Source organism: Mesorhizobium sp. M1182 (assembly GCF_040318335.1).
Lineage (GTDB): Bacteria > Pseudomonadota > Alphaproteobacteria > Rhizobiales > Rhizobiaceae > Mesorhizobium.
Window position 1 is genome coordinate 139567 of record NZ_JAMYMD010000010.1, and the last position, 23088, is coordinate 162654.

Below are 23088 nucleotides of genomic sequence, written 5' to 3' on the forward strand. Positions count from 1 at the left end.
GTTTCTCCTCGTGAAGGGCGGCTTGGTTGATCATGCGGCTTGGTTGCCTGGTATCCACCAATCCCGTCCGCGCGGGGTGGTGATGTATTCCGGCCAGCGAAATCCGATGGGCGGATCGTAGTCGCAGAGCGGCGCGATCCAGTTCGAGCCGCCGATGCCGCCGCCGGTGCGGGTGACGAATTCATCCATCGCCGCGTCGCGCGCAGCCTCGTCTTCCAACAGGCGAAGTGCTGCCAGCGCGACCGTCTTTGCGGCGCAGATGACCATCGGGTCGATGGTGGCAGAAATGCCGCCCAGCGCATTCATAGCCCAGGACGGAAACGCGTGGCCGTTCTCGGATCGCAGCGCCGGCCGGGCGACGTAGAATCGTGCCGTCGGTGTATGCCACGACATGTCGGTGTAATCGTCAGAGGTGGAATTGAGCTGCCAAGGCGGCAGGTCGCGGCGCAGGAGCGCCTCGGCCGCCTGTGGTGCAATCAGCCGGTCCAGTTCGTCGATGAATGGTTCCTCGGTCGCCTCGCCCCCGGCATTGAGCTGGACTTCGCGGGCGATCGCCTTGGCCGTCTCGTCCCAGCACGGCGGCCCGACCGCCGCCAGCGCGTCGAAGGCAATACCGGCCATGACGTGATTGGCCAGCCCCGGCCGCGACTTCGACACCCAGTGCCGCTCATGGCGGCAGCCGCTCATCCTGGCTGCGGCTTCCGCATTGCGGTCGAGCACGGCGGTGACCTGCTCGGCCATCGCCAGCGTCGGCACGCGGATCATGTACTGGATCTCGGCCAGCCCGGCCGGCAGATTGTCGGCGGTCGCCTGGCCCGCCGTCAGGATCGCCTCGCTGATCGACCAGCCGCCCTGATGCGGCAGCATGGAATCGCGCAGCGCCTTGGACGCCATATACATCATCATCAGCGCGTCGTTGGCGCCGGGCGCCCTGACTGCCGAATGCGCCTGCGGGATGGGTGCTGCGCCGCCTGCCGCCCTCGCCCAATGTTCCGGCTCGTCGCACACAAAGCGGTAGATCATCGCATAGGCCGCACCGCAATGCGTATCCCAGCGCGCGGTATTGCAGAGCGGCAGCATATAAAAAGGATGGAAGGAGACCATGCCCGCTAGCCCATCGTAATAGCCCTTCGCGGCATGGATCGGCTTCGACCCGCGCACCTTCTCCGCCGGCTCGCCGGTGAAGCGCAGCGTGCCTGATATGCCGTGGCGCTGCATCGCCGCCTTGGTCGCCAGCAGCCCGCCGAGGCTGGCAATGCCGAGGCCGGAATGCGGATCGGTGTGGCCGCCAGCCTGTTCGCCGAGGCCCGGGCGCGGTCGCTTCACCGTCGCAGCATCCTGGCAATTGCCGGGCACTGCATCATACTCGGCATACAGGCCGATGGTCGGCCCCGCGCCATTGGCCCAGTGGGCGCAGAAGGCGGTCGGCATGCCGCCAGAACCTTCCTCGACGGAAAAGCCTTCGTGCTTCAGATGCTCGACATACCAGGCGGCCGACTGGTATTCGCGCCAGGCGGTCTCGCCGAAATCGAAGATCGCCCGCGTCCACGCCGATAGCGACGGCTGGATGTCATCCAGAAAGGCAAGTGCGGTCACTTGCGCGGAGGTCACCGGTTTCTCCATGGCGGAAAGAAAGCAGTGAAGCGCCCCGCCAAAAAGTGATATGTTTTCCCGGCTCATGCAAATTCGGTTCACCTCTTGAGAATTCCCTCGACGCAGGCGCTGCGCGCCCTCGACAGTTTTGCCCGCCACGGCAGCGTCTGGCGCGCCGCCGACGAACTGCATCTGACCCGCAGCGCAGTCAGCCATCAGCTTCGCCTGCTCGAACGCGATCTCGGCTTCGACCTGCTCGAGCGCATTGGCAAGGGCGTGGCGCTGACGCCGCGCGGCCAGCGCTATGCCAGCGACGTGCGCAAGGCGCTGACGGTGCTGGGCGACGCGGTGACACGCCATGCCGGCACCGGCATCGGCGGCTCGTTCAGCGTCAGTTGTACGCCGGGTTTCGCCTCGCTGTTCCTGTGCACCCATATCGGCGAGTTCCGGCAGATGTACCCCGATGTCGCGCTGCGCATCCTGACGCCGCGCCGTCTCGACGACGTGAGCAATGCCGAGGCCGATGCCTTCATCGCCTTCGGCGTCGGCAATTGGCCAAACCGCGCGGTCGAGCTGTTGTGCGGGATCTCCTTTACGCCGCTGTGCAGCCCGACGCTGCTCAACAAGATCGGCGGCTTCTCCAAGCCGGCCGACGTGCTGCGCGCCAATCTCCTGCATCTCGGCGATACCGAGGACTGGGCGCGCTGGCTGGCGCTGTCCAAGGTCGAGAACCCCGACCCGGAAGGCGGCATCTTCTTTTCCGACATGAACCTGGTCTTTTCGGCGGCGATCGCCGGCCAGGGCATCGCCATGGGCGACGAGCTGACCAGCGGCCGGGCACTGAGCGAAGGCCGGCTGGTCCGCCCCTTCGACATAGCGATCAATTCACCGCGCTCGTATTTTCTGGTTTCCGAGCACGCCAAGGCGGCGCATCCGGTGCTGGAGGCGTTTGGGCGGTGGCTGCGGTCGAAGCTGTCGGAGAACCAGCGTTAATCTCCCCCCTCGAGGGGGAGATTGGCGCATAGATGAATCAAATTTGCCGATCAGGCGAAAACTATTCGGTTGCGGTGAGCCGCCGCCCTGCCTACGATTTCGGCTACGCTAAGGAAAGGGCAGGATGCAGCAACCCGGCCGGGCCGCAGAGATCAAGGCAATCGGGATCGGCAAGAGCTTCGGCTCGTTCCGTGCGCTGGACGATCTGACGCTCGATATCGGCCGTGGCGAGTTCCTCACCCTGCTCGGCCCCTCCGGTTCCGGCAAGACCACCTTCCTGATGATCCTTGCCGGCTTCATTCAGCCGACCGACGGTCGCCTTTACAGCGACGGCGTCGACATCACCGAGCGGCCGGCCGAGCAGCGTGCCGCCGGCATGGTGTTCCAGGGCTATGCGCTGTTCCCGCATATGAGCGTCGAGGCCAACATCGCCTTTCCGCTCAAGGTGCGAAAGAAACCGGCGGCCGAGATCAAACGCCGCGTCGGCGAAATGATCGAGCGCGTCGGGCTCAAGGGCCACGAAAAGAAACTGCCGTCGCAATTGTCCGGTGGCCAGCAGCAGCGGGTCGCACTGGCGCGGGCGCTGGTGTTCGAGCCGGGCGTACTTTTGCTCGATGAGCCGTTTTCAGCACTCGACAAGGGCCTGCGCGGCCAGATGCAGGCCGAGATGAAGCGGTTGCACCAGGAGACCGGCACCACCTTCGTCTTCGTCACCCATGACCAGAGCGAGGCGCTGGCGTTGTCATCTCGCGTCGCCATCTTCAACCACGGCAAATTGCTGCAGGTCGGCGCGCCGGACGAGGTCTACGACCGGCCGGACAACCGCTTCGTCGCCGAGTTCCTGGGCGAGATCAACATGCTGCCGCTGAAGGGCGTACGCCCGGCCAACAATGGCTCGACGGGCCTCTGCGAAGACCGCGCGATCAGCATGCGCTGCAAGGCCGAGAAGGTCCGGGGCGACGCCATCCTGGCGATCCGGCCCGAATACATGTCGATCGCCCGCGAAGCCGCGACAGGCGAGAACGGCATTGCCGCGACTGCCGTCGCCTCGACCTATCTCGGCGCTGCGACGCGGCTCGATCTGACGACGCGGCAAGGCGCCAAGGTGACGATCTCTGTGCCGAACGAGGTCGCCGCTTCCGCGCTCAGCAAGGGCAATTCCGTCTGGCTGACCTGGCCGGCGGAGAAAGGCTTCCTCCTTCCGAACGGAGGACAATGACGATCGGCGCGGCGAATTCGCCAAGCTGACTTTCAGGAAATATCAACGACAAAAAAGGGGAACTGACATGACAAACCAAACCAAGAAAAATTCCATCGAGGCGCTATCCGCCAGGGCAGTGCGCGGCGAGATCTCGCGCCGGCAGTTTACGCAGCTGGCCGCACTGGTGCTGGCCGGCACGCCGATGCTGCTGCGCTCGACCGGCGCCTTTGCCGCGGCTAAGGAACTGGTGCTCGTCAACTGGGGCGGCGACGCCATTACCGCCTATGACGCGGCTTACGGCCAGGCCTTCACCAAGGAAACCGGCATTGTCGTTAAGATGGACGGCTCCGGCCCGACCGAAGGCGCGATCGCGGCGCAGTTCAAGAGCGGCGCCCCGACCTGGGACCTGGTCGACGTCGATCCGTTCTCGGCCATCACGCTCGGCGCCCAAGGCATGCTCGAGCCGATCGATTATGCGGTCGTCGACAAGAAGAAGATGCGGCCGGGCTTCGGCTGGGAATACGCCGCCTCGACCTATTTCTTCTCCTATGTCATCGCCTATGATGCCGAGAAATACGGCAGCCAGGCACCAACCGGCATGGCCGACTTCTTCGACGTGGCAAAATTCCCCGGCAAGCGCTCGCTCTACAAATGGGGCGTGTCGAGCTGGGAAGCGGCACTGCTCGCCGACGGCATCGCACCGGCATCGCTCTACCCGCTCGACCTCAAGCGCGCGCATGACAAGATCGCCGCCTTCAAGGAAAACGTCGTCGCCTATTGGGGTGGCGGCGCCGAAAGCCAGAGCGTGCTGCTCAATGGCGAGGCCTCGATGGCGATCGTCTGGTCGACCCGGGCTTCGCTCATCGAGCAGGATTCCGGCGGCAAGATCAAGTTCATCTGGGACCAGGGCCTGATCTCGCCCGGCGCGCTCGCCGTGCTCAAGGGCAATCCCGGCGGCAAGGACGCGGCGATGAAGTTCATCGCCAGCACCCAGGACCCGGAGAAGGAACTCATCATGTTCGAAAAGCTCGGTCAGGGTCCGGCCAACCCGGCCACCGATGCGCTGATACCCGCCGACAAGAGGCGCATCAATCCGGTCGATCCCGAGAACATGAAGAAGCAGATCCCGCTCGACATGGATTGGTACGCCAAGAACTACGGGGCGGCACTCGACGAATACACGAAGATCATCTCCGCCTGACAAGCCGGGATAACCGGATGAGAGCATACCTCTCCGACAGGATGGGCGCGGCGCTGTTGATGGCGCCGCTGCTCCTCTTTCTTGTGCTGGCCTATGCCTGGCCATTCCTTGGCGTGGTTAAATGGAGCTTCACCCTGCCCACGCCGGGGCTGGGGCAGTACAATGCGCTGCTCACGGATCAGTTGGTGCAGTCGGTCTTCATCCGCACGCTGCGTATCGCCGCGATCGTGACGATCGTTTCGGTTGTCGCCGCCTACGCCATCACCGTTGTCTGGGTACGCGGCACGCCGGTGCAGCGCGTCGTGGCCGAGTTCTGCATCCTGGTGCCGTTCTGGATCTCGGTGCTGACGCGCGCCTTCGGCTGGGTGGCGCTTTTGTCCAATCGCGGCCTGATCAACACCTGGCTGCAGGCGGTCGGCTTCATCTCAGAGCCGCTGGCGCTGGTGCGCAACGAGTTCGGCGTTATCGTCGGCATGACGCATTTCCTCATTCCCTTCGCCGTGTTTCCGCTGGCCTCATCGATGCGCAGCCTCGACGACCGTGTGCTGCTGGCGGCGCGCGGCCTCGGCTCCAGCCGTATGCGCACCTTTTGGTCGGTATTCGTGCCGATGACCAGCTCCGGCATCATCGGCTCGGCGCTGATCGTCTTCGTCTTTTCGCTCGGCTTCTTCGTCACGCCGGCGATCCTCGGCGGCGGCCGTAGCGTGATGATCGCCGAGCTGATCTACCTTCGCATCTTCCAGAGCCCGGACTGGGGCCTGGGCGCCGCAATCAGTGTCGTGCTGGTGCTGTTTGTCGGCGCGCTGATGGCGCTGCTGTTCCGCTATATCAGACCCAAGCAACTGGTGTAGCGCGATGCCGACCTACCGCCCCGGTCCCGTCTCGCTGGTCCTCGCCGCCCTCGTCGCGCTGTTCCTGCTGCTGCCGCTGCTCGCCGTCATCCCGGTATCGCTGACGCCGAGCCGCATGCTGGCGATGCCGTCGGGCGAATTGTCGCTGCGCCATTACCGGGCGCTGATCGAGGATCCGCGCTGGATCGATTCGATCCTGCTCTCGATCAGGATCGGCATCGTCAGCAGCGCCTTTTCCACCGTGCTGGCGCTCTGCTTCAGCCTCGGCATCTGGATGTTCCAGCCGCGCTTCACGGCAGCATTGGTCGGTTTCGTGCTGCTGCCGATGGTGGTGCCGCCGGTGGTCTCGGCAATCACGCTCTACTTCCTGCTGACCTCGATCTCCGGGTTCTCGTCGTTCTTCGGCTATGACACCTGGCTGGGTGTCGTCATGGCGCATGCGGTGATGACGGTGCCCTTCGCCACGGTGCTGATCCTGGTGTCGCTCAGCCAGCTCGACCGCCGCATCGACCTCGCCGCCCGCGGCCTCGGCGCCACCGTGTGGGAGCGCGCCACCCGCATCATCATGCCCAACATCAAGTTCGGCATCGTCACCGCGGCGTTGTTGTCTTTCGTGCTGTCCTGGGAGGAGATCGGCGTCACCCTGTTTATCACCTCGGTCAACGCCATCACGCTGCCGCGCTTGATGTGGATGGGCCTGCGCGACAACATCGACCCGGCGATCGCCGCACTCTCGGTGATCCTGATCGTCATCACCGTGCTGGTGCTTGTGGCGCGCAGCGTCGTGGTCAGGCTGCGCGCGGCGCAGTGAGGGCCGCCTCACGCCGTGGTGACTGGCGCAAATGAAACCTTGCGCTACGATTTTCGTTATAAGTAGTTCAACACGTCGAAGGCTCCGCCATGACCCAAGGATGGTTTTCCAAGCCGGTTGCGGTTGCGGTCGGCATCGTGGGAGATATCCGCAACATTTCCAACGCACGGCAGGCTGTCGAGTTGCTGGAAGCCCACTGGCGTGACGCCGGCAGCGCCAAACACGGCTTGGCACTGCGCACATGCCGCCGCGCCATGAGCGACGATCGCTGGACCGAAGCCGCCAGGGACGCGTTCGTCGAGGCCGCGCGGGCGGCGCATGTCCTGGTCGAGCGCGCCGTCGAACCGGAGAACCGGTCCAGGCAGGCAGGACCGTGATCGATTTGTGAGAGCCTCGGTGGTTCGGCCGATCTATTGCATCTCAGGCAGCATGCAATCTTGGAACGGCGCTGACGTCGACCTCGCGCTCCGCATGCCAGGCATCATAGGCAGCCTGCATCCTGAGCCAGATCGCGGCGCCGTCGCCGAACATCTTTCCAAGACGGGCAGCGACAGCCGGCGACACCGGCTTCTTTTCGCGGATGATGTCATAAAGCTGCTGGCGCGAGATTCCGAGCAGATTGGCGATCTCCACCTTGGTCTTTCCGGTTGCCGGGATAATGTCGTCAAGCAGCGCTCCAGGGTGGGATGGGCAGCGCTCCATCGGACGCATCGGCTCATAAGAGGTCATGGGCTGGTTGTCCTTTCGCTTGGGGCGCCACGTACCCATAATGATATTGTTCGAAATCTACCCGGGTTGCCAGACCTCCCGAAAACCTGGCGGAGTTGTGGCACAGCGCCACCCACTATCCCATCGCATGACGAATGGTCTTGGACAGGCGGCTCAAAAATGCCGGCCTCGACGCCGCATCAAGCTTCCACGACAGCACCGCGGTCGCCATTTTCCGCGGCAACACCCCGACCGACAGGAACCAGGCGGCAAGGATTGCACGCCGCCGCAGGGATGCGGTCATTTCGAGGCTGGCGACGGCGCCGGCCGCCCCGAGCGCCAGCCGGGAATCGTCGGCCACGGGATGTCGGCCGCTGTCCGCGCAGAGCGACGCCAGCCGCTCTTCCAGGTGGACCGGATCGTGGCGGACAGCATCCGACGGCACGATGGTCAGGCCGATCCCGGCGGCCTGGTCCGACAGCGCCTGCATGCGGCGGAAATCGTGAGTTACCCGCCAGCGTGCCCGCTCGGCGAGCTTTTCACCGAAGACTGAATGGTTGGCGCCATGGATCCGGTAGGCGCCAAGGCATTCGTCGATCGATTGGACATGCCCGTACATCGGCGCCAGCGTTGCCAGATAGCCGTCGGCGCCCTGCCGGAACTCCGGCTCCGGTATCGGCATGATCGATTCGAGCGTTGCGCGGTCAAAGGCCAGCCCGCTGGTCACTGTCGTCTGATAGCGGCCCTTGTGCAGGAGTTTCGGCATGACGTCGCCGCTGTCGAAAGGCAATTCGGGCGGCGGAAAGACATCCTTGATGCGTTGCCCCTCGTCGACGATATGCAGTCTGGACTGGACCTGAGCGGTTGCATCATCCCACGTTTCGACAATGGTGGAGACGGCGGTTGGATAAAGATAATCGTCGGCGTCGAGGAACAGGACGATCTTGCCCGAGCTCGCAGCGAAGCCGGTGTTGAACGCCGCCGCGTGTCCGCCATTTTGCGCTCGCGGGCATGCGAGGATCTCGTCGCGATAGGATTCCATGATTGTCGTGGAATTGTCCTGCGATGCATCGTCGACGACGATGACTTCGACATCCGCGTAGTCCTGCTCGAGGGCGCTGTCGATGCTGCGTTTGAGGAACCGCGCATAGTTGTAGTTCGGGATGATGATGGATACCGGAATGACAGGCTGCATCGCGTTTGACCTCGCATCTTGCTTTGGTTCGGCAAAGGCCCGCTCATGGGCCCGCCCCCCTCTTCAAGCGCCCCCTCTTGGCGCAACGAGTTCCCTGGGAGAAAGCCTGCGCTTCCCACGAGGAGACGAGTCACGTTTCGCGTTGCGACTTCGTACTGAGGCCGCCATTGCCTTCGAGGCTGCTGCCATGGTCAGGGTCGGCGGCAGCAAAAGCTCCGACGTTCGGCCAAGGTGGGTCGCAACCGAGCCCGACGGAAATGTCTCGCCTCGCGATCAGGTCGGGAGCGAAGCGGACGGGTGCCCTGAAGGCATGGCGGATACTGGCCTGCAAATGCGGCTGGAACAAGCCCCGCGTCGAAAATAGCGCCACTTCAGGTTGCGTTTCAGGCGGCATGCCGCGACCGCCGGCCCTTTTGCCCCGGAGCCGGTGAACCGCCTCCGGGGCCTTGTGATCATGTGGCCTAGACGGTCAGGCGGCCTGCAAACCCGGCAGCGACAGGTCGACTTCCTCCGGCAAGTCGCCGGCCATGGCGGCGGCAAACTTCGTCTGGTCGAGTTCTCCCTCCCAGCGTGCCACCACGACCGTCGCCACCGCATTGCCGATAAAGTTGGTCAGCGCTCGGCATTCCGACATGAAGCGGTCGACACCGAGGATCAGCGCCATGCCGGCGACCGGCACGGTGGGGACGACTGAAAGCGTTGCCGCCAGCGTGATGAAGCCCGCGCCGGTGATGCCGGCGGCACCCTTGGAGCTCAGCATGGCGACAGCGAGCAGCAGGATCTGGTCGCCGTAGGTGAGTGGCGTGTCGGTCGCCTGCGCGATGAACAGCGCCGCCAGCGTCATGTAGATGTTGGTGCCGTCGAGGTTGAAGGAATAGCCGGTCGGGATGACCAGACCGACCACCGAGCGGTTGCAGCCGGCGCGCTCCATCTTGGCCATGAGGCCCGGCAATGCCGCTTCCGAGGACGAGGTGCCGAGCACCAGCAGCAGCTCTTCCTTGATGTAGCGGATCAGCGCCAGGATCGAGAAGCCGTTGTAGCGGGCGACAGCGCCGAGCACCACCAGCACGAACAGCAGCGCGGTCAAGTAGAACGTGCCGATCAGCATGGCGAGGTTGGCGATCGAGCCGATGCCGTATTTGCCGATGGTGAACGCCATGGCGCCAAACGCACCGATCGGCGCGGCCTTCATCAGGATGGCGACGAGGCGGAAGATCGGCGTGGTCAGCGCCTGCAGGAAATCGACGACCGGACGGCCGCGATCGCCGACCAGCGCCAGGGCGACACCGAACAGCACCGAGAAGAACAGCACCTGCAGGATGTCGCCCTGCGCGAAGGCGCCGGTGATGGTGTCGGGGATGATGTTCATCAGGAAGCCGACGATGGTAGTGTCGTGCGCCTTCTCGGCATAGGCCGCCACCTTGGCGGTATCGAGCGTCGCTGGATTGATGTGCATGCCGGCGCCGGGCTGGACGACATTGGAGACGACCAGGCCGACGACCAGCGCCAGCGTCGAGAACACCAGGAAATAGATCATCGCCTTGCCGGCGACGCGGCCGACCTTCTGCAGGTCGGAAACACCAGCGATACCGGTCGCCACGGTCAGGAAGATCACCGGCGCGATCACCATCTTCACCAGCTTGATGAAAGCATCGCCGAACGGCTTCATCGCCTCGCCGGCTTCCGGATAGAAATGGCCGAGCAGCACGCCGGCGGCGATCGCCGCCAGCACCTGCACATAAAGATGCCGGTATAAGGGAAGTTTGCCGCGCGGCTCGGCGGCAGCGATTGCTGTCTGCATGACGTCCTCCATGGCGCCCCGATCGAAAGCTCGACTCCCCGGGGCAGTTGTTTTGAGACCAGCAGCCTCGCGACTGCTGAATTCGTGTTTGCAACAGCCGTGCCAGATACGCAGAAGAGTGCTTCAGCATTGATTTTATTGAGCATTCGCAAACGTCCGCACTGCCGGACGCATGGTCAAGTGCGACTCTCCGCATAGGTCGAATTGTGTTTTGTGCGAGTTCATGCACAAATGGGCGATGCTGCAACGCCCCGCCGGTGCCTTGTCTTCGACGCCCGAGCAACTCGCCAGGCGGGCGCGCCGAGCCTGGCTGCTGTTTGCGGCCGTCGCCCTGCTGATCGTCACCGCAGCGCTCTACGGCGCCGGCCTCTACGGCCGCACCGCCGAGGTCGAGACCCTGGCGGCGCAGGGGCGTACCGACGCCAATCTGAAGGTCGCGCTGCTGCGCGCCGTGCTCGAAAGCCCGCGTGCCCTGCCCCTGCTTTTGTCCGCAGACCAGCAAGTGCGTGACGCGCTGTCGCAGAAAAATGCCGCGGCAATCGATGTGCTGAACCGCAAGCTCGAGGGGCTGGTCTCCGGCACCAAGGCGTCGGTACTCTATGTCGTCGGCACCGATGGACTGGCGGTCGCCTCCAGCAACTGGCGCGAGCCGATCAGCTTCGTCGGCAATGACTACCGTTTCCGCGACTATTTCTCCGGCGCGATGCAGGCCGGAACCGCCGAGTATTTTGCACTCGGCAATGTCAGCAAGCGCCCCGGCCTCTACATTTCGCGGCGCGTCGGCGACACAGACGCACCGCTCGGCGTCGTCGTCGTCAAGATGGAGTTCGACCAGCTCGAAGCCGACTGGCGCGAGGCGAACCGCCCGGCTTATGTCAGCGACGAGAATGGCGTCGTGCTGATCACCAGCGTGCCGTCCTGGCGTTTCATGACAACCGCACCGCTGGCCGCACCTAAGCAAGCCGCGATCCGCGACAGCCAACAGTTCGGCGACGCGCCGCTTGTGCCGTTGCCGATCATGCACGCGCAGGCGCTCAGCCCGGATGTGTCAATCGTCCACGCAGTAACGCCCGGCGGCAGCGACGCGGAGTATCTCAGCCTTTTCACGACGATTCCTTCGACCCCCTGGCGGCTCGACTATCTGATCCCGGCTGAAGCGCCGATCGCCGCCGCCGTCCGCGAAATGCGGCTTCTGGCGCTCGGCGTCGTCGTCCCGCTGCTCGGCCTTGCCGCGTATCTGTTGTGGCGCCGGCAGTCGGCGCAGATGCGGATTGCCGCCGAACAGGCGGCCCGCACCGAACTCGAACGCCGCGTCGTCGAACGGACCGAGGATTTGAGCCGCGCCCGCGACCGGCTGCAGGCCGAGATAACAGGCCACCGCAGCACGGAAGCCAAGCTCCAAATCGTGCAGCAGGATCTGGTCCAGGCCAACCGCCTCGCCATCCTCGGCCAGGTCGCTGCCGGCGTCGCCCATGAGATCAACCAGCCGGTCGCCACCATACGCGCCTATGCCGACAATGCCCGCACCTTCCTCGACCGCAAGCAGACCGGGCCGGCCGAGGAAAACCTCGGCGCTATCGCAGCCCTTACCGAACGCATCGGCTCAATCACCGAGGAGTTGAAGGCATTTGCCCGCAAGGGCCGCACCGCCGCCGAGCCTGTCGAATTACGTGGTGTCATCGAAGGCGCCGTCATGCTGTTGAGAAGCCGCTTTGCCGGCCGGCTCGACGCATTGGCCATCGACCTGCCGCCGCCGAGCCTCAAGGTCATGGGCAATCGGGTGCGGCTCGAACAGGTGCTGATCAACCTCTTCCAGAACGCGCTCGAAGCACTCGACGGCCGCGACGACGCTCGTGTGCAGGTGTCGGTCGACGAGACCGCGGACGGCGTGACGGTCGGCGTGTCCGATAACGGACCCGGCATTCCACCCGCGATCCTCAAATCGCTGTTCACGCCGTTCAACACCTCCAAGGAAAAAGGCCTTGGCCTTGGCCTCGTCATCTCGAAGGACATCGTCGCCGATTATGGCGGCCGCATCGAAGTTTCGAGCGACGACAGCGGCACCCGCTTCACCATTCATCTCCAGACAGCAGCGTAAGCCATCATGACGAACGACAATGCCGCGCCGGTGATCCTGATCGACGACGACCGCGATCTCCTCAAGGCCACCGTGCAGACGCTGGAGCTTGCCGGCTTCTCGGTCTCGGCCTTTGCGGTGGCGGCCGAGGCGCTGGCCGGGCTCGACGCCGGTTTTACCGGCGTCGTGGTGTCGGATATCCGCATGCCTCAGATCGACGGCTTGCAGCTTTTCAACCGCATCCTGCGGCTGGATACCGACATTCCCGTCATCCTCGTCACCGGACATGGCGACATCGCCATGGCCGTCAAGGCGATCAAGGACGGCGCCTACGACTTCATCACCAAGCCTTTCGCCGCCGACCGGCTGGTACAGAGCGTGCGCCGCGCAGCGGAAAAGCGCCGCCTGGTGATGGAGAACCGGGCCTTGCGCGAGGCGGCCGGAGAGGCGCAGGACGGCCTGCCGCTGATCGGCCAGACGCCGGCGATGGACAGGCTGCGCCGCACACTACGCCAGATCGCCGACACCGACGTCGATGTGCTGGTGACCGGCGAGACCGGCTCCGGCAAGGAGGTGGTGGCAAGCCTTCTGCATCGCTGGAGCCGCCGCGCCAAGGGCAATTTCGTCGCGCTGAATTGCGGCACGCTGCCGGAGACCGTCATCGAAAGCGAATTGTTCGGCCATGAGGCCGGCGCCTTCACCGGCGCTCAGAAGAAACGGATCGGCCGCATCGAGCACGCCAGCGGCGGCACGCTGTTCCTCGACGAGATCGAAAGCATGCCGGTCTCGACACAGGTGCAGATGCTGCGCGTGCTGGAAATGCGCGAGGTCACCCCGCTCGGCACCAACGAGGTGCGGCCGGTGGATCTGCGCGTCGTCGCCGCCGCCAAGGTCGACCTCGCCGATCCGCGCCAGCGCGGCGCTTTCCGCGAGGACCTTTACTACCGGCTCAACGTGGTGACGATCTCGATCCCGCCGCTGCGCGAGCGCCGCGACGATGTCGCCCTGCTGTTCTTCTATTTCGCCGAGCGCGCCGCCGCCCGTTTCCACCGCCAGGTGCCGGCAGTGCCGGCTTCGGTGCATCGCCATCTCAGCGACCATGACTGGCCGGGCAATGTGCGCGAACTGGCGCATTTCGCCGAGCGGTTCGTGCTTGGATTGGAGGAAGGCGCCGAAGCACAACCCCCTGCCCCGACCCAATCGAACGCCGCCATGAAGCTGCCGGAGCGGCTGGAGCGCTACGAGGCCGACATCATTCGCGAGACGCTTGGCCGCAACGAGGGCGACGTCAGGCGCACGATCGAAGCGCTGGGGATTCCGCGCAAGACCTTCTACGACAAGCTCCAGCGCCACGGTATCGTGCGCAGCGATTTTTCGAGGTAATCGTCGCCAGGGCTTGACCGGGCGGCCCGGTTACTTGGCGTCGTGGAAGATGATACCGACAGTGTGGCGCATGCCGGAGCGAAGCCGGCTGACGCCGTGCCTGAGATTGACCCGGTAATTGCCCTTGCTGCCCTGGACCGGTCGATTGTGGACCGCGAAGGCGACCGCGTCGCCCCGGCGCAGCGGCACCACCTCGGCGCGGCTCTGCATGCGCGGACGCTGCTCGGTCAGCACGAACTCGCCGCCGGTGAAATCCTTGCCTGGTTCCGACAACAGGATCGCCACCTGCAGCGGGAAGGCCAGATCGCCGTAGAGATCCTGGTGCAAGCAGTTGAAGTCGCCGGGAACATATTGCAGCAGGAGCGGCGTCGGCCGCGTCTGGCCCTGCTCGTGGCATTGCTCGAGGAACGCGGCGTGTTCGTCGGGATAGCGCTGGGCGATACCCATGCGCTCGTTCCAGTCATTGGCGACCGCGGCCAGGCGCGGATAGAGCGCGGTGCGCAAGCCGCCGATCAAGTCGGGCAAGGGATAGCGGAAATAGCGGTACTCGCCCTTGCCGAAGCCATGCCGCGCCATATGGACATGGCTGCGGAAATGGCTCTCGTCCGAATAAAGTCCGGCGATATGCCGGCACTCCTGCGGCGTCAGCAGCTTTTCCATCACCGCGCAACCATAGCCGCTCAGCTCATCGGCCAGCGTCCGCCAGTCATATCCGGCAACGCGCACCTCCGCCGATTTGACCGCCGCTTTCGCGCCTATCGAATGGATGGTCATGGCTTCGCCTCCTGTGGCTTCTCTGTCATTGAGATGGGTGAAACGGCGCGCGCGGACCACCCGTTTCTTGCCGGGTAACTCGTTAGCGATTGTCTCGGGGATTTCGTTGAATACAATGCAGCTGGGCTTGCCGCGATGGGGGGCGATTTGATCGGACGGGTTCGACAGGGGGACAGGGCAGTCCGGCAATTCCTCGTTTGCCTCGTCGTCATGCTGGTCTCGGCGCTCCCGGCCTTGCCCGCCAGCAGCGACTGCGTCAGCGACGATGAGGTCGATCCGGCGGTGCGGATTCCCGCCTGTACGCGCATGATCGAGGATGCGACAGAGCCCCTCGAAAACCGCGGTATTGCCTATTTCAAGCGCGGCAATGCCCTGACGGAACGAGGCGACTATGACCGCGCGATCGCCGACTACAGCGCGTTCATCGGCATCGCACCGACCGTCGCCAGCGGCTACTACAACCGGGGCATCAGCTGGGTCTTCAAGGGCGACTACGACAAGGGCATCGCCGATCTGGACAAGGCGATCAGCCTGGACCCGAAATATGGCGATGCCTACTACAACCGCGGCGTCGCCTGGACCTTCAAGGGCGAGAACGACCGGGCTTTGGCCGACTATGACAGGGCAATCAGCCTCAATCCGGGAGACGGCAGAAATTACCACAATCGCGGGCTGATCTGGTCACGCAAAGGCGACGACGACCGCGCGATAGCCGACTTCGACCGGGCCATCAGGCTCAACCCGAACGACGCCGGTTCCCTGAACGATCGAGCCGATGCGTTGACCAGCAAGGGCGATGAGGAGCGCGCGCTGGCCGACTATGACAAGGTGATCAGCCTCGATCCGAAAAACGCGCATGCCTACTACCGGCGCGGCAACGCCCGGCTGACGGGCGGCGATTTTGACGGCGCCATCACCGACTACAATAAGGTCGTCGCGATCGATCCGAAGGATGCTAGCGTCTACTACAACAGAGGCCTCGCCTGGTCGAACAAGGGCGACCATGACCAGGCGCTGGCGGACTTCGACACGTCCATCAGCCTCGATCCGACATTTGCACCAGCCTATTACAGCAGAGGCGTCACTTGGGCCAACCGGGGGGACCATGACCGCGCCATAGCCGATTATGGCAAGGCGATTGGCATCGATTCAAAACTCGCCGTCGCATACTACGCGCGAGGCGCGGCCCGATCCGACGCAGGTGACGCCGATGGCGGCATCGCCGACTATGGTCAGGCCATCGCGCTCGATCCGAAATATGTCGACGCCTACAACAACCGGGGGATAGCATGGGCGGCGAAAGGCGATTTCGACGGCGCCATCACCGACTACGACCAGGCGATCAGACTCGATCCGAAACACGCCATCTCTTATTCAAACCGGGGTCTGGCCCGAGCAAACAAGGGCGACATCGATCGTGCCATCGCCGATTACAGCCAGGCGATCACCTTCGATCCGAACCTTGGCAATGCCTATTTCAACAGAGGCATCGCCTCGCTTGCAAGGGGCGATGCGGACAGTGCCATTGCCGATTACACCCAGGCGATCAGGCTCGATCCGACAAATCCGAAAATCTACGTCAGTCGTAGCCATGCCTGGTACAAGAAGGGGGAAGACGACCACGCCATTGAGGACTCCAACCGAGCCATCGGTCTCGATCCAAAAGGCGCGATGCCCTTCAACAACCGTGGCATGTCCTTGTGGCGAAAGGGCGAAGCCGACAAGGCCATCGCTGATTTTGACCAGGCGATCCGCCTCGATCCGAAATACGCCGACGCATACGCCAATCGAGGTGCAGCTCTGGCGGACCGGGGCGATAGGGACCGTGCGCTGGCCGACCTCAACCAGGCGATTACCATCGACCCGGGTCAGACCGACGCCTATCTGCATCGGGGCATGATAGATATCGACAGGGGCGATTTCGACGACGCGATGGCCAATCTCGACAAGGCGATCAGTCTTGACCAGAAAGATACCTACGCTTTCAACGCTCGGGGTTTAGTGTGGTTCAAGAAGGGCGATAATGACCACGCCCTCGCCGACTACAACATAGCGATCGATCTTGATCCGAAGCGTGCCGAGACTTTCAACAACCGGGGGATGGTCTGGGCGCGCAAAGGCGACGTCAACCGCGCCTTCAAAGATTACGGACAAGCCATCAACCTCGATCCAAAATACTCAAGCGCTTACTACAATCGGGGAATAGCCTGGTTCGCCAAAGGGGACAATGACCGTGCTATGGCCGATTACGACCAGGCAATCAGCTCCGACCCCGGGAACATCGATGCCTACAACAACCGAGGACTGGTGTGGGCGGCAAAGGGCGAGTTCGACCGTGCCATCGCCGACTACGACAAAGCGCTCGGCCTCAACCCGAAAAATACCTTTTCCTATTCCAATCGTGGAATCGCGCGTGCGGGAAAGAGCGACAATGACGGCGCCCTCGCCGATTTCGACAAGGCCATCAGCCTCGATCCAAAAGACCCTTCTGCATTTTTCAACCGGGGCATAACGTGGATTGCCAAGGGTGATGCCGAGAAGGCCATCGCCGATTTCGATAAGGCGATTAGCCTCGATCCGAAACTGATGCCCGCCTACTACAAACGCGGCGAGGCATGGCTAGAAAAAGGCGACAATGACCGGGCGATCGCCGATTACAGCCAGACCGTTACGCTCGACCCGACAAAGGCGATCGCCTACAACGACCGAGGTTTCGCCTGGAGCAGGAAAGGCGAATACGATCTCGCCATCGCCGACTACGACCGCGCGATCAGCCTCGATCCGAGACTTGTCAAGAGCTACCAAAACCGAGGCGTAGCCTGGACGGCAAAGGACCAATACAGCCGCGCTATCGCCGACTATGGCGAAGCAATCAACCTCGATCCGAAAGACGCCTCCACCTATGCTGGCCGGGGCGTCCTGTATCTCTATTCCGGCGCGACGGCGATGGCGCAGACGGATTTCGAGCAGGCGGCCTCTCTCACCCCCGACAATGCCTACTTTGCCATCTGGCTTGATATCGCGGCGCGGCGCAACGGCGCGGCGAGCCACTTGAAGGAGGCGAAAAGCAAGCTCGACATGACGAAGTGGCCGGCACCGCTGGTCAGCATGCTGCTGGGTGAAAAGACGTCCGCCGAAGCACTTTCGGATGCCGGTGCTGTGGGCCTGGCTCAGAGAACCGGACAAGTCTGCGAAACGAATTTCTACACGGCCGAGCTTAGCCGGCTCCAAGGGCATAGCGAGGAAGCCTTACGGCTTTACCGGCTCGCCGCTAGCGATTGTCCCAGGGATTTCGTCGAATACCGAGCCGCCATGAGTGCGCTGCACGATCTGGGCGTGCCGCCATAACTCTGCAAACGACCGTCTCTTTTGCCGAGAAGATCGTTGGCGAACAAGGCGATAGAGACACACCCTGCCAGACTGATCCAAGCCGGCCGGCGTCCATATGTCAGGAGCCTTCGCCAGCGCGATTCCGGTTTTCACTGGCCCGCGCTAGGCTGGCAGCAACCGCAACCGGACTGCCCATAGCATGATTGTCCAGACCTGCATCAATGGCGCGCGCAGCGCCGATTTTCACCCGCGACTGCCGCTTGATCCCGAAGCCATGGCGCGCGACGGTGCGACCTGCGTCGCCGCCGGTGCCGCCGAACTGCATGTCCATGCCCGCGGGCTGGACGGCCGCGAAAGCCTGGCTCCGGCGGCGATGGATCGGACGGTGCTGGCGCTTCGTCGCGCCTGCCCTGGAACGCTGATCGGCGTGTCGACCGGCGCCTGGATTGAGAATGACGACGAGCGGACGCTGGCCGCGATCGCCGCTTGGAGCGAGCTGCCCGACTATGCCTCGGTCAATCTCAGCGAAGACGCCGCGCCCGCTATCATGGAGCGTCTGCGCCAACGCGGCATTGGCATCGAGGCGGGGCTTGCCTCCGTCGCCGACGCCGAACGCCTGGTGAGCCTCGACCATGGCAAACGCGTGCTGCGGATCCTGATCGAAATCTCCGAGCAGGAGCCGGACGCTGCGCTGGAGATCAGCGACGATATCGCCGCCGTGCTCGACGGCGCCGGAATGCGCCGGGCAATCCTGCTGCACGGCGCCGACGCCACGGTCTGGCCTTTCGTGCACCGGGCGGCGGAACGCCGTTGGTCGACGCGCGTCGGACTGGAAGACGGCAAGGAGCTCCCTGATGGAACAGTAGCATCTAGTAACGCTGCGCTGACAGCGGCAGCCGTCGCTATCTTCGAGTCCAGCCGTTAGCGCGGGAACGGCCAATCTCCTCTTCACTGGGGAGATGCCAAGTTTGGCAACGAGGCAGGCCAAAGTCGGCCGAGCATAAGTGTGGCGGCACGCTATATCAATAAAACTTATCTAAAACTTTACGTGTTAATTAAACCAACAATTAATCGGCACATCAACGATCACGTATGTTTATGCTCTCCTGCACCGGGGACCATTTTTTGATGAACATCATTCCACAGAATGATCACGCTGCGCCGCGTCGGATTCAACAGTATACATCGATACAGGTACTGCGGGGGCTAGCAGCTCTCATGGTTGTTATCTATCATCTTCCGGCCGCGCTGGGCATGCTCGATCTGCGTATTCCCGTTCTAAACAGCGGCGTCGACCTGTTTTTCGTCATTAGTGGTTTTGTAATGGTTCTCTCGACAGAGAACAGACGCGCCGACCACCGTGCTTTTTTGATGCAGCGCTTCACGCGCGTCGTTCCCTTCTATTGGGTTATGACCTTCCTCATGGTCGCCGCACTTTGGTTGTTTGCCGGTCGTGCAGTGTTTCTTGAGCAGATCACCAATAGCCTGCTTTTCATAGCCTATCTCGATACGGTCACAGGCTATGTCCAACCGGTGCTTGGCGTGGGTTGGACGCTCAATCTGGAAATCCTGTTTTACATTCTGTTCGCAGCGACTATGCGTTTCGGCACGCTGACGCAAATGGCCATGGTCGGCGTTGTCTTTGCAATCGCCGTAGCGGCGCGCATCGTCTTCAAACCCGCCGCCGACACTGTGCTGTTTTTCTATACCACGCCAATCCTGTTTGAGTTCCTTGCCGGCATGGCGCTCGGCCACCTGGTCGGCAGACTGGCGCGTTTGCCTACCGTCCTGGGTGTCTCGGCGCTCGTGTTCGCCATCGTGTCCATGCTGGTGATGGTACTTGGCTTCAACTTGCCGCGAACCCTTGCTCAGGGAATCCCGGCCTTGATCCTTGTCGCCGGTTGCATCAGCCTGGAAAGCTATTTCCGGCTTTTTGCTCCTCGCCTGCTGGCAAGATTGGGCGATGCCTCCTACTCTCTCTATCTGACGCATCCTATCGTGCTGCTTGCGACCGCTCCTGTCGTTGCAAGCGTCAGCGTATCACCATGGCTTGCTGGCATGGTTATTGTCACCGCCTGCATTGCCGTCTCCCTGGCCAGCTACAGTTTTGTTGAAAAGCCGATTTTGGCCATTTCGCGGATGAGCCTTTCCGCCCGTCACGTGAAGGCATGAGTTGCGGCTGCGCTCCGCGGAACCACGGTGTCCCGCCAATCTTAGACCGGCGGCGCTGAACCTTCAAAAGATCCGGAAACAAAAACCCGCCTCGGGAGGACGGGTCGTTGGAGCCAAATTGGCACCATACCCAAATTAGTAGCATAGCTGCCGGCACAAAGCAAGAACAAAATGTGGCGACATCGACGAAACTGCCGATAGGCGCAGCGGCACGGCGGATGACATGGCTCTTGCCGTTGTTAAAAATCTCTCATAAGGTATTTTCATATCAGAAAGAAAATACGATCATTTCTTTCCCTTTATGAAAGCCTGAGCGTTTGCGGGAACATCTCGATCAGACCGACCGGCGACTGGTCAAGCTGCTGTCGCAAGATGCGCAGCTTGGCGTCAACCGCCTCGCTGAGAAGATGGCGATCTCGGTGCCGACGGTGCGCATGCGGCTGCGCAACCTGCTCGACCGCAACCTGCTCAAGATCGTCGGGCTGCTCAACCTGACCGAACGCCCTGAGCTGATCTCGGCCATCGTCGGCATCAATGCGCAGGGACGCGGCCGCGCCCGGGAACTGGCGCAGCGCATCTCCGAACTGCCTTTCGTGAACTCGGCCGCCGTCGTCACCGGGCGCTTCGACATCATCGTCGACGTGACCGTGGCCGGTGATGTCGCCGATCTCTACCGCGTCACCAGCGAGCTGATCCCCGGCGCCGGCGAGCCGGGCGAAGTCGTGCGCAGCGAGACCTTCGTCGTCATGGCGTCCTGCAACAAATGGGTCAGCCTGCCGGAAGGCTGCTGGTCGGACGAGACGCGGAAGGAAATGGCATGAAGATCGCGGTTCTCGGCGGCCTCGGCCTGCAAGGCCGGGCGGCGATCGCCGATCTCGTTGCCAGCGACGGCGTCGAGCAAGTGGTCTGTGTCGACACGGCAACCGACGGCGCTGCGCGGCTTGGCGGCCTGACCGACCTTGCCAGGGTGCGTTTTGTCGTGCCGGAGGGCGCGATCGGTCCGGTGCTGGCCGATGTGATGGAGGACGTCGATGCGGTCATCGACCTGTTGCCGCAGCCGCTGATGCGCGACGCGGTGCAGGCGGCGATCGCGACGCGCACGCCGCTGGTCACCACCAATTACGGCAAGGCCATCGCCGATCTCGCTCCCGAGGCCGAAAAGGCCGGCGTGTCGATCGTGACCGAATGCGGGCTCGACCCCGGCATCGACCTGGTGCTCTACGCGCGCGCCGCCAGCCAGTTCGACACCATCACCGCGATCGATTCCTACTGCGGCGGCATTCCCGAGCCGAAGGCGGTGGTCGAGCCGCTGCGCTACAAGGTGAGCTGGAATTTCGACATGGTTCTGGTCAGCCAGAACCGCGACAGCGTGCTGGTCGAGGACGGCAAACGGGTCGATGTGCCGGCCGCCCGCCAGCACGACAATCGTTTCATCCACGAGATCGAGGTGGCGGGACTGGGCAGGCTCGAAGCCTTCCCCAATGGCGACGCGCAGCATTATGCCGGCATGCTCGCCGCCGCCAAGGGGCTGCAGCGCTCCGGCCGCTATTCGCTTCGCTGGCCCGGCTGGTCGGCGTTCTGGGCGCCGCTGAAGCAGCTCGGCTTCCTGTCCGAGGACAAGGTGCAAAGCACCGGTGCCAGCCCACGCGAATTCCTCGGCCGGCTGCTTGGCCCGCAACTGCAATATGGCGCCGACGAAAAGGACCTTTGCGTGATGCGCAACGTCTTTGTCGGCAGCGAAGGCGACCGCCGCAAGACGGTGACCTCGGAGCTGGTCATCGAACGCGACCTCGCCTCGGGCCTATTCGGCATGAGCCTCGGCGTCGGCTATCCCGCCAGCATTGTGGCGCAGATGCTGGCACGGCGCGAGATCGCCGCGCCCGGCCTGCTCAATCCGCTGCTGCATGTTCCCGATGGCCGCTTCCTCGATGAGCTGGCCAAGCGCGGCATCAAGGTTGCCGAAACGGTGAGCTGGGACTGAAGGATTTTCGAACGGTGGTCGCCGCCGGCAACGGCGCTGCCGCTCAAAAAGCACCTCGATGGGGTGAAACAACAAGTGGAACAACAAACGACAACAAGGAGGAATGCCCAAATGAAGATTGCCAAGCTTTTCATCGCCGGCCTTGCGCTCGCTGGCCTTACCGCTGCCGCCAGTGCGGGAACGCTCGACGAGATCACCAAGCGCGGAGAGTTGCGCGTCGCCGTGCAGACGCAAGGACCGCCCTTCTCGCTGGTGGGTGCTGCCGGCGAACGCACCGGCAGTTCGGTCGAACTCGCCGAACTGATGGCCAAGGAAATGGGCGTCAAGATCACCTTCCTCGACTTCGACTGGGACGGCCTGATCCCGGCGCTGCTGTCGGGCAAGGCCGATCTTCTGGTCGCCGACATGACCCCGACACTGGCGCGTGGCATGAAGGTCGCCTTCACCAAGCCTTACATGTACACCGGCAGCACAGTCTTCACCAAGGCTGGGACCGCCTTCAAGTCCACCGAGGACTGCAAGGCCAAGGGCACCAAGATCGCGGTGCTGCTCGGCGCCACCGGCGAGAAGGAAGCCAAGGCCGCCTTCCCCGACGCCGATATCAAGAGCTACAAGGGCGGCGGCCCGCTGCTGCTCGACGCCGTCAACAACGGCCAGGCCGATTGCGGCGTCAACGACGTCTCGGCGGTCAAGGGCCAGTCGACCGCTTACCCCGCCGACAGCTTCATCATCATGCCGGACATGCTGTCGAAAGAGCCGCTGGCCTTCGCCACACGCTATGACGAGCAGGACCTGCTGGTGTGGATGAACCTGTTCCTCGACCAGGTCAGCCTCGACGGCCGCCTGCAGAAGAACCTCGATTACTGGGTGAATTCCGACGCCTGGAAGAAGGATCACTGAGTAGTGTGAATGGTGAATGGTGAGCAGGGAGTAGGGGGTAGGGAGTAGAGAAGAGCTACTCGCTACTTGCTGCTCCTATTCCCAATTCCCTATTCACTATTCCCTATTCACTATTCA

19 protein-coding genes are annotated in these 23088 nt (G+C 63.2%); 14 read left to right on the forward strand and 5 right to left on the reverse strand.

Annotation, left to right across the window (positions count from 1 at the left end):
• Positions 1–30 precede the first annotated feature (30 nt).
• Positions 31–1623 (reverse strand): zinc-binding metallopeptidase family protein, encoded by a 1593-nt coding sequence (locus tag NKH33_RS15030; RefSeq protein ID WP_352473793.1) that lies wholly within the window; start codon positions 1621–1623, stop codon positions 31–33.
• A gap of 75 nt (positions 1624–1698) precedes the next feature.
• Between NKH33_RS15030 and NKH33_RS15035 the strand changes: the two genes are divergently transcribed.
• The 6 genes from NKH33_RS15035 (at position 1699) to NKH33_RS15060 (ending at position 7027) form a co-directional block, all read left to right on the forward strand.
• Positions 1699–2586, forward strand: coding sequence for a LysR substrate-binding domain-containing protein (locus NKH33_RS15035; protein ID WP_023677271.1), 888 nt, complete (start codon positions 1699–1701; stop codon positions 2584–2586).
• A gap of 124 nt (positions 2587–2710) precedes the next feature.
• On the forward strand, positions 2711–3805 hold the full coding sequence (locus NKH33_RS15040) for an ABC transporter ATP-binding protein (protein ID WP_023677270.1): 1095 nt from the start codon (positions 2711–2713) through the stop codon (positions 3803–3805).
• A gap of 67 nt (positions 3806–3872) precedes the next feature.
• On the forward strand, positions 3873–4988 hold the full coding sequence (locus NKH33_RS15045; protein WP_023677269.1) for an ABC transporter substrate-binding protein: 1116 nt from the start codon (positions 3873–3875) through the stop codon (positions 4986–4988).
• A 17-nt stretch (positions 4989–5005) separates the two neighbouring features.
• The gene (locus tag NKH33_RS15050; protein WP_352473751.1) at positions 5006–5839 is read left to right on the forward strand and encodes an ABC transporter permease; all 834 of its coding nucleotides are present in this window, start codon (positions 5006–5008) and stop codon (positions 5837–5839) included.
• 4 nt (positions 5840–5843) lie between these two features.
• A complete protein-coding gene (locus NKH33_RS15055) occupies positions 5844–6650 on the forward strand; it encodes an ABC transporter permease (RefSeq protein WP_352920295.1) in 807 nt (268 codons plus the stop codon).
• An 89-nt stretch (positions 6651–6739) separates the two neighbouring features.
• Positions 6740–7027, forward strand: coding sequence for a DUF982 domain-containing protein (locus tag NKH33_RS15060; RefSeq protein ID WP_352685247.1), 288 nt, complete (start codon positions 6740–6742; stop codon positions 7025–7027).
• Positions 7028–7070: 43 nt separating this feature from the next.
• On the opposite strand, the gene NKH33_RS15065 is transcribed toward NKH33_RS15060, so the two are convergent.
• The 3 genes from NKH33_RS15065 to NKH33_RS15075 form a co-directional block, all read right to left on the reverse strand.
• Positions 7071–7379 (reverse strand): HigA family addiction module antitoxin, encoded by a 309-nt coding sequence (locus NKH33_RS15065; protein WP_352473755.1) that lies wholly within the window; start codon positions 7377–7379, stop codon positions 7071–7073.
• Between the two features lie 115 nt (positions 7380–7494).
• On the reverse strand, positions 7495–8553 hold the full coding sequence (locus NKH33_RS15070; RefSeq protein WP_352920299.1) for a glycosyltransferase family 2 protein: 1059 nt from the start codon (positions 8551–8553) through the stop codon (positions 7495–7497).
• A gap of 469 nt (positions 8554–9022) precedes the next feature.
• Entirely contained in the window at positions 9023–10354 is a 1332-nt protein-coding gene (locus NKH33_RS15075) for a dicarboxylate/amino acid:cation symporter (RefSeq protein WP_352920302.1), read from the reverse strand.
• 238 nt (positions 10355–10592) lie between these two features.
• Here NKH33_RS15075 and NKH33_RS15080 point away from each other — a divergent pair, with 238 nt between their 5' ends.
• Together NKH33_RS15080 and NKH33_RS15085 are read left to right on the forward strand one after the other, a co-directional pair.
• Positions 10593–12452, forward strand: coding sequence for a sensor histidine kinase (locus tag NKH33_RS15080; RefSeq protein ID WP_352920304.1), 1860 nt, complete (start codon positions 10593–10595; stop codon positions 12450–12452).
• Between the two features lie 6 nt (positions 12453–12458).
• Positions 12459–13814: a sigma-54-dependent transcriptional regulator gene (locus NKH33_RS15085; RefSeq protein WP_352920306.1), complete on the forward strand. Its 1356-nt coding sequence runs from the start codon at positions 12459–12461 to the stop codon at positions 13812–13814.
• A 30-nt stretch (positions 13815–13844) separates the two neighbouring features.
• On the opposite strand, the gene NKH33_RS15090 is transcribed toward NKH33_RS15085, so the two are convergent.
• Positions 13845–14588: a 2OG-Fe(II) oxygenase gene (locus NKH33_RS15090; RefSeq protein WP_352774355.1), complete on the reverse strand. Its 744-nt coding sequence runs from the start codon at positions 14586–14588 to the stop codon at positions 13845–13847.
• 147 nt (positions 14589–14735) lie between these two features.
• Between NKH33_RS15090 and NKH33_RS15095 the strand changes: the two genes are divergently transcribed.
• The 6 genes from NKH33_RS15095 to NKH33_RS15120 all read left to right on the forward strand — a co-directional run bounded on the left by NKH33_RS15095 (position 14736) and on the right by NKH33_RS15120 (position 22971).
• Positions 14736–17936 carry a tetratricopeptide repeat protein gene (locus NKH33_RS15095; RefSeq protein WP_352920310.1) on the forward strand — a complete coding sequence of 1067 codons (3201 nt, stop codon included), beginning with the start codon at positions 14736–14738 and terminating at the stop codon, positions 17934–17936.
• Positions 17937–18117: 181 nt separating this feature from the next.
• Complete coding sequence (locus tag NKH33_RS15100; RefSeq protein ID WP_352920313.1) at positions 18118–18843, forward strand: 3-keto-5-aminohexanoate cleavage protein; 726 nt, start codon at positions 18118–18120, stop codon at positions 18841–18843.
• A 203-nt stretch (positions 18844–19046) separates the two neighbouring features.
• Complete coding sequence (locus tag NKH33_RS15105) at positions 19047–20090, forward strand: acyltransferase family protein (protein ID WP_352569108.1); 1044 nt, start codon at positions 19047–19049, stop codon at positions 20088–20090.
• A gap of 317 nt (positions 20091–20407) precedes the next feature.
• Complete coding sequence (locus tag NKH33_RS15110) at positions 20408–20911, forward strand: Lrp/AsnC family transcriptional regulator (protein ID WP_023677254.1); 504 nt, start codon at positions 20408–20410, stop codon at positions 20909–20911.
• On the forward strand, positions 20908–22071 hold the full coding sequence (locus tag NKH33_RS15115; protein ID WP_352920317.1) for a saccharopine dehydrogenase family protein: 1164 nt from the start codon (positions 20908–20910) through the stop codon (positions 22069–22071). Before NKH33_RS15110 ends, NKH33_RS15115 begins: the two co-directional genes overlap by 4 nt.
• Before the next feature lie 111 nt (positions 22072–22182).
• Positions 22183–22971, forward strand: coding sequence for an ABC transporter substrate-binding protein (locus NKH33_RS15120; RefSeq protein ID WP_352569105.1), 789 nt, complete (start codon positions 22183–22185; stop codon positions 22969–22971).
• Positions 22972–23088 lie beyond the last annotated feature (117 nt).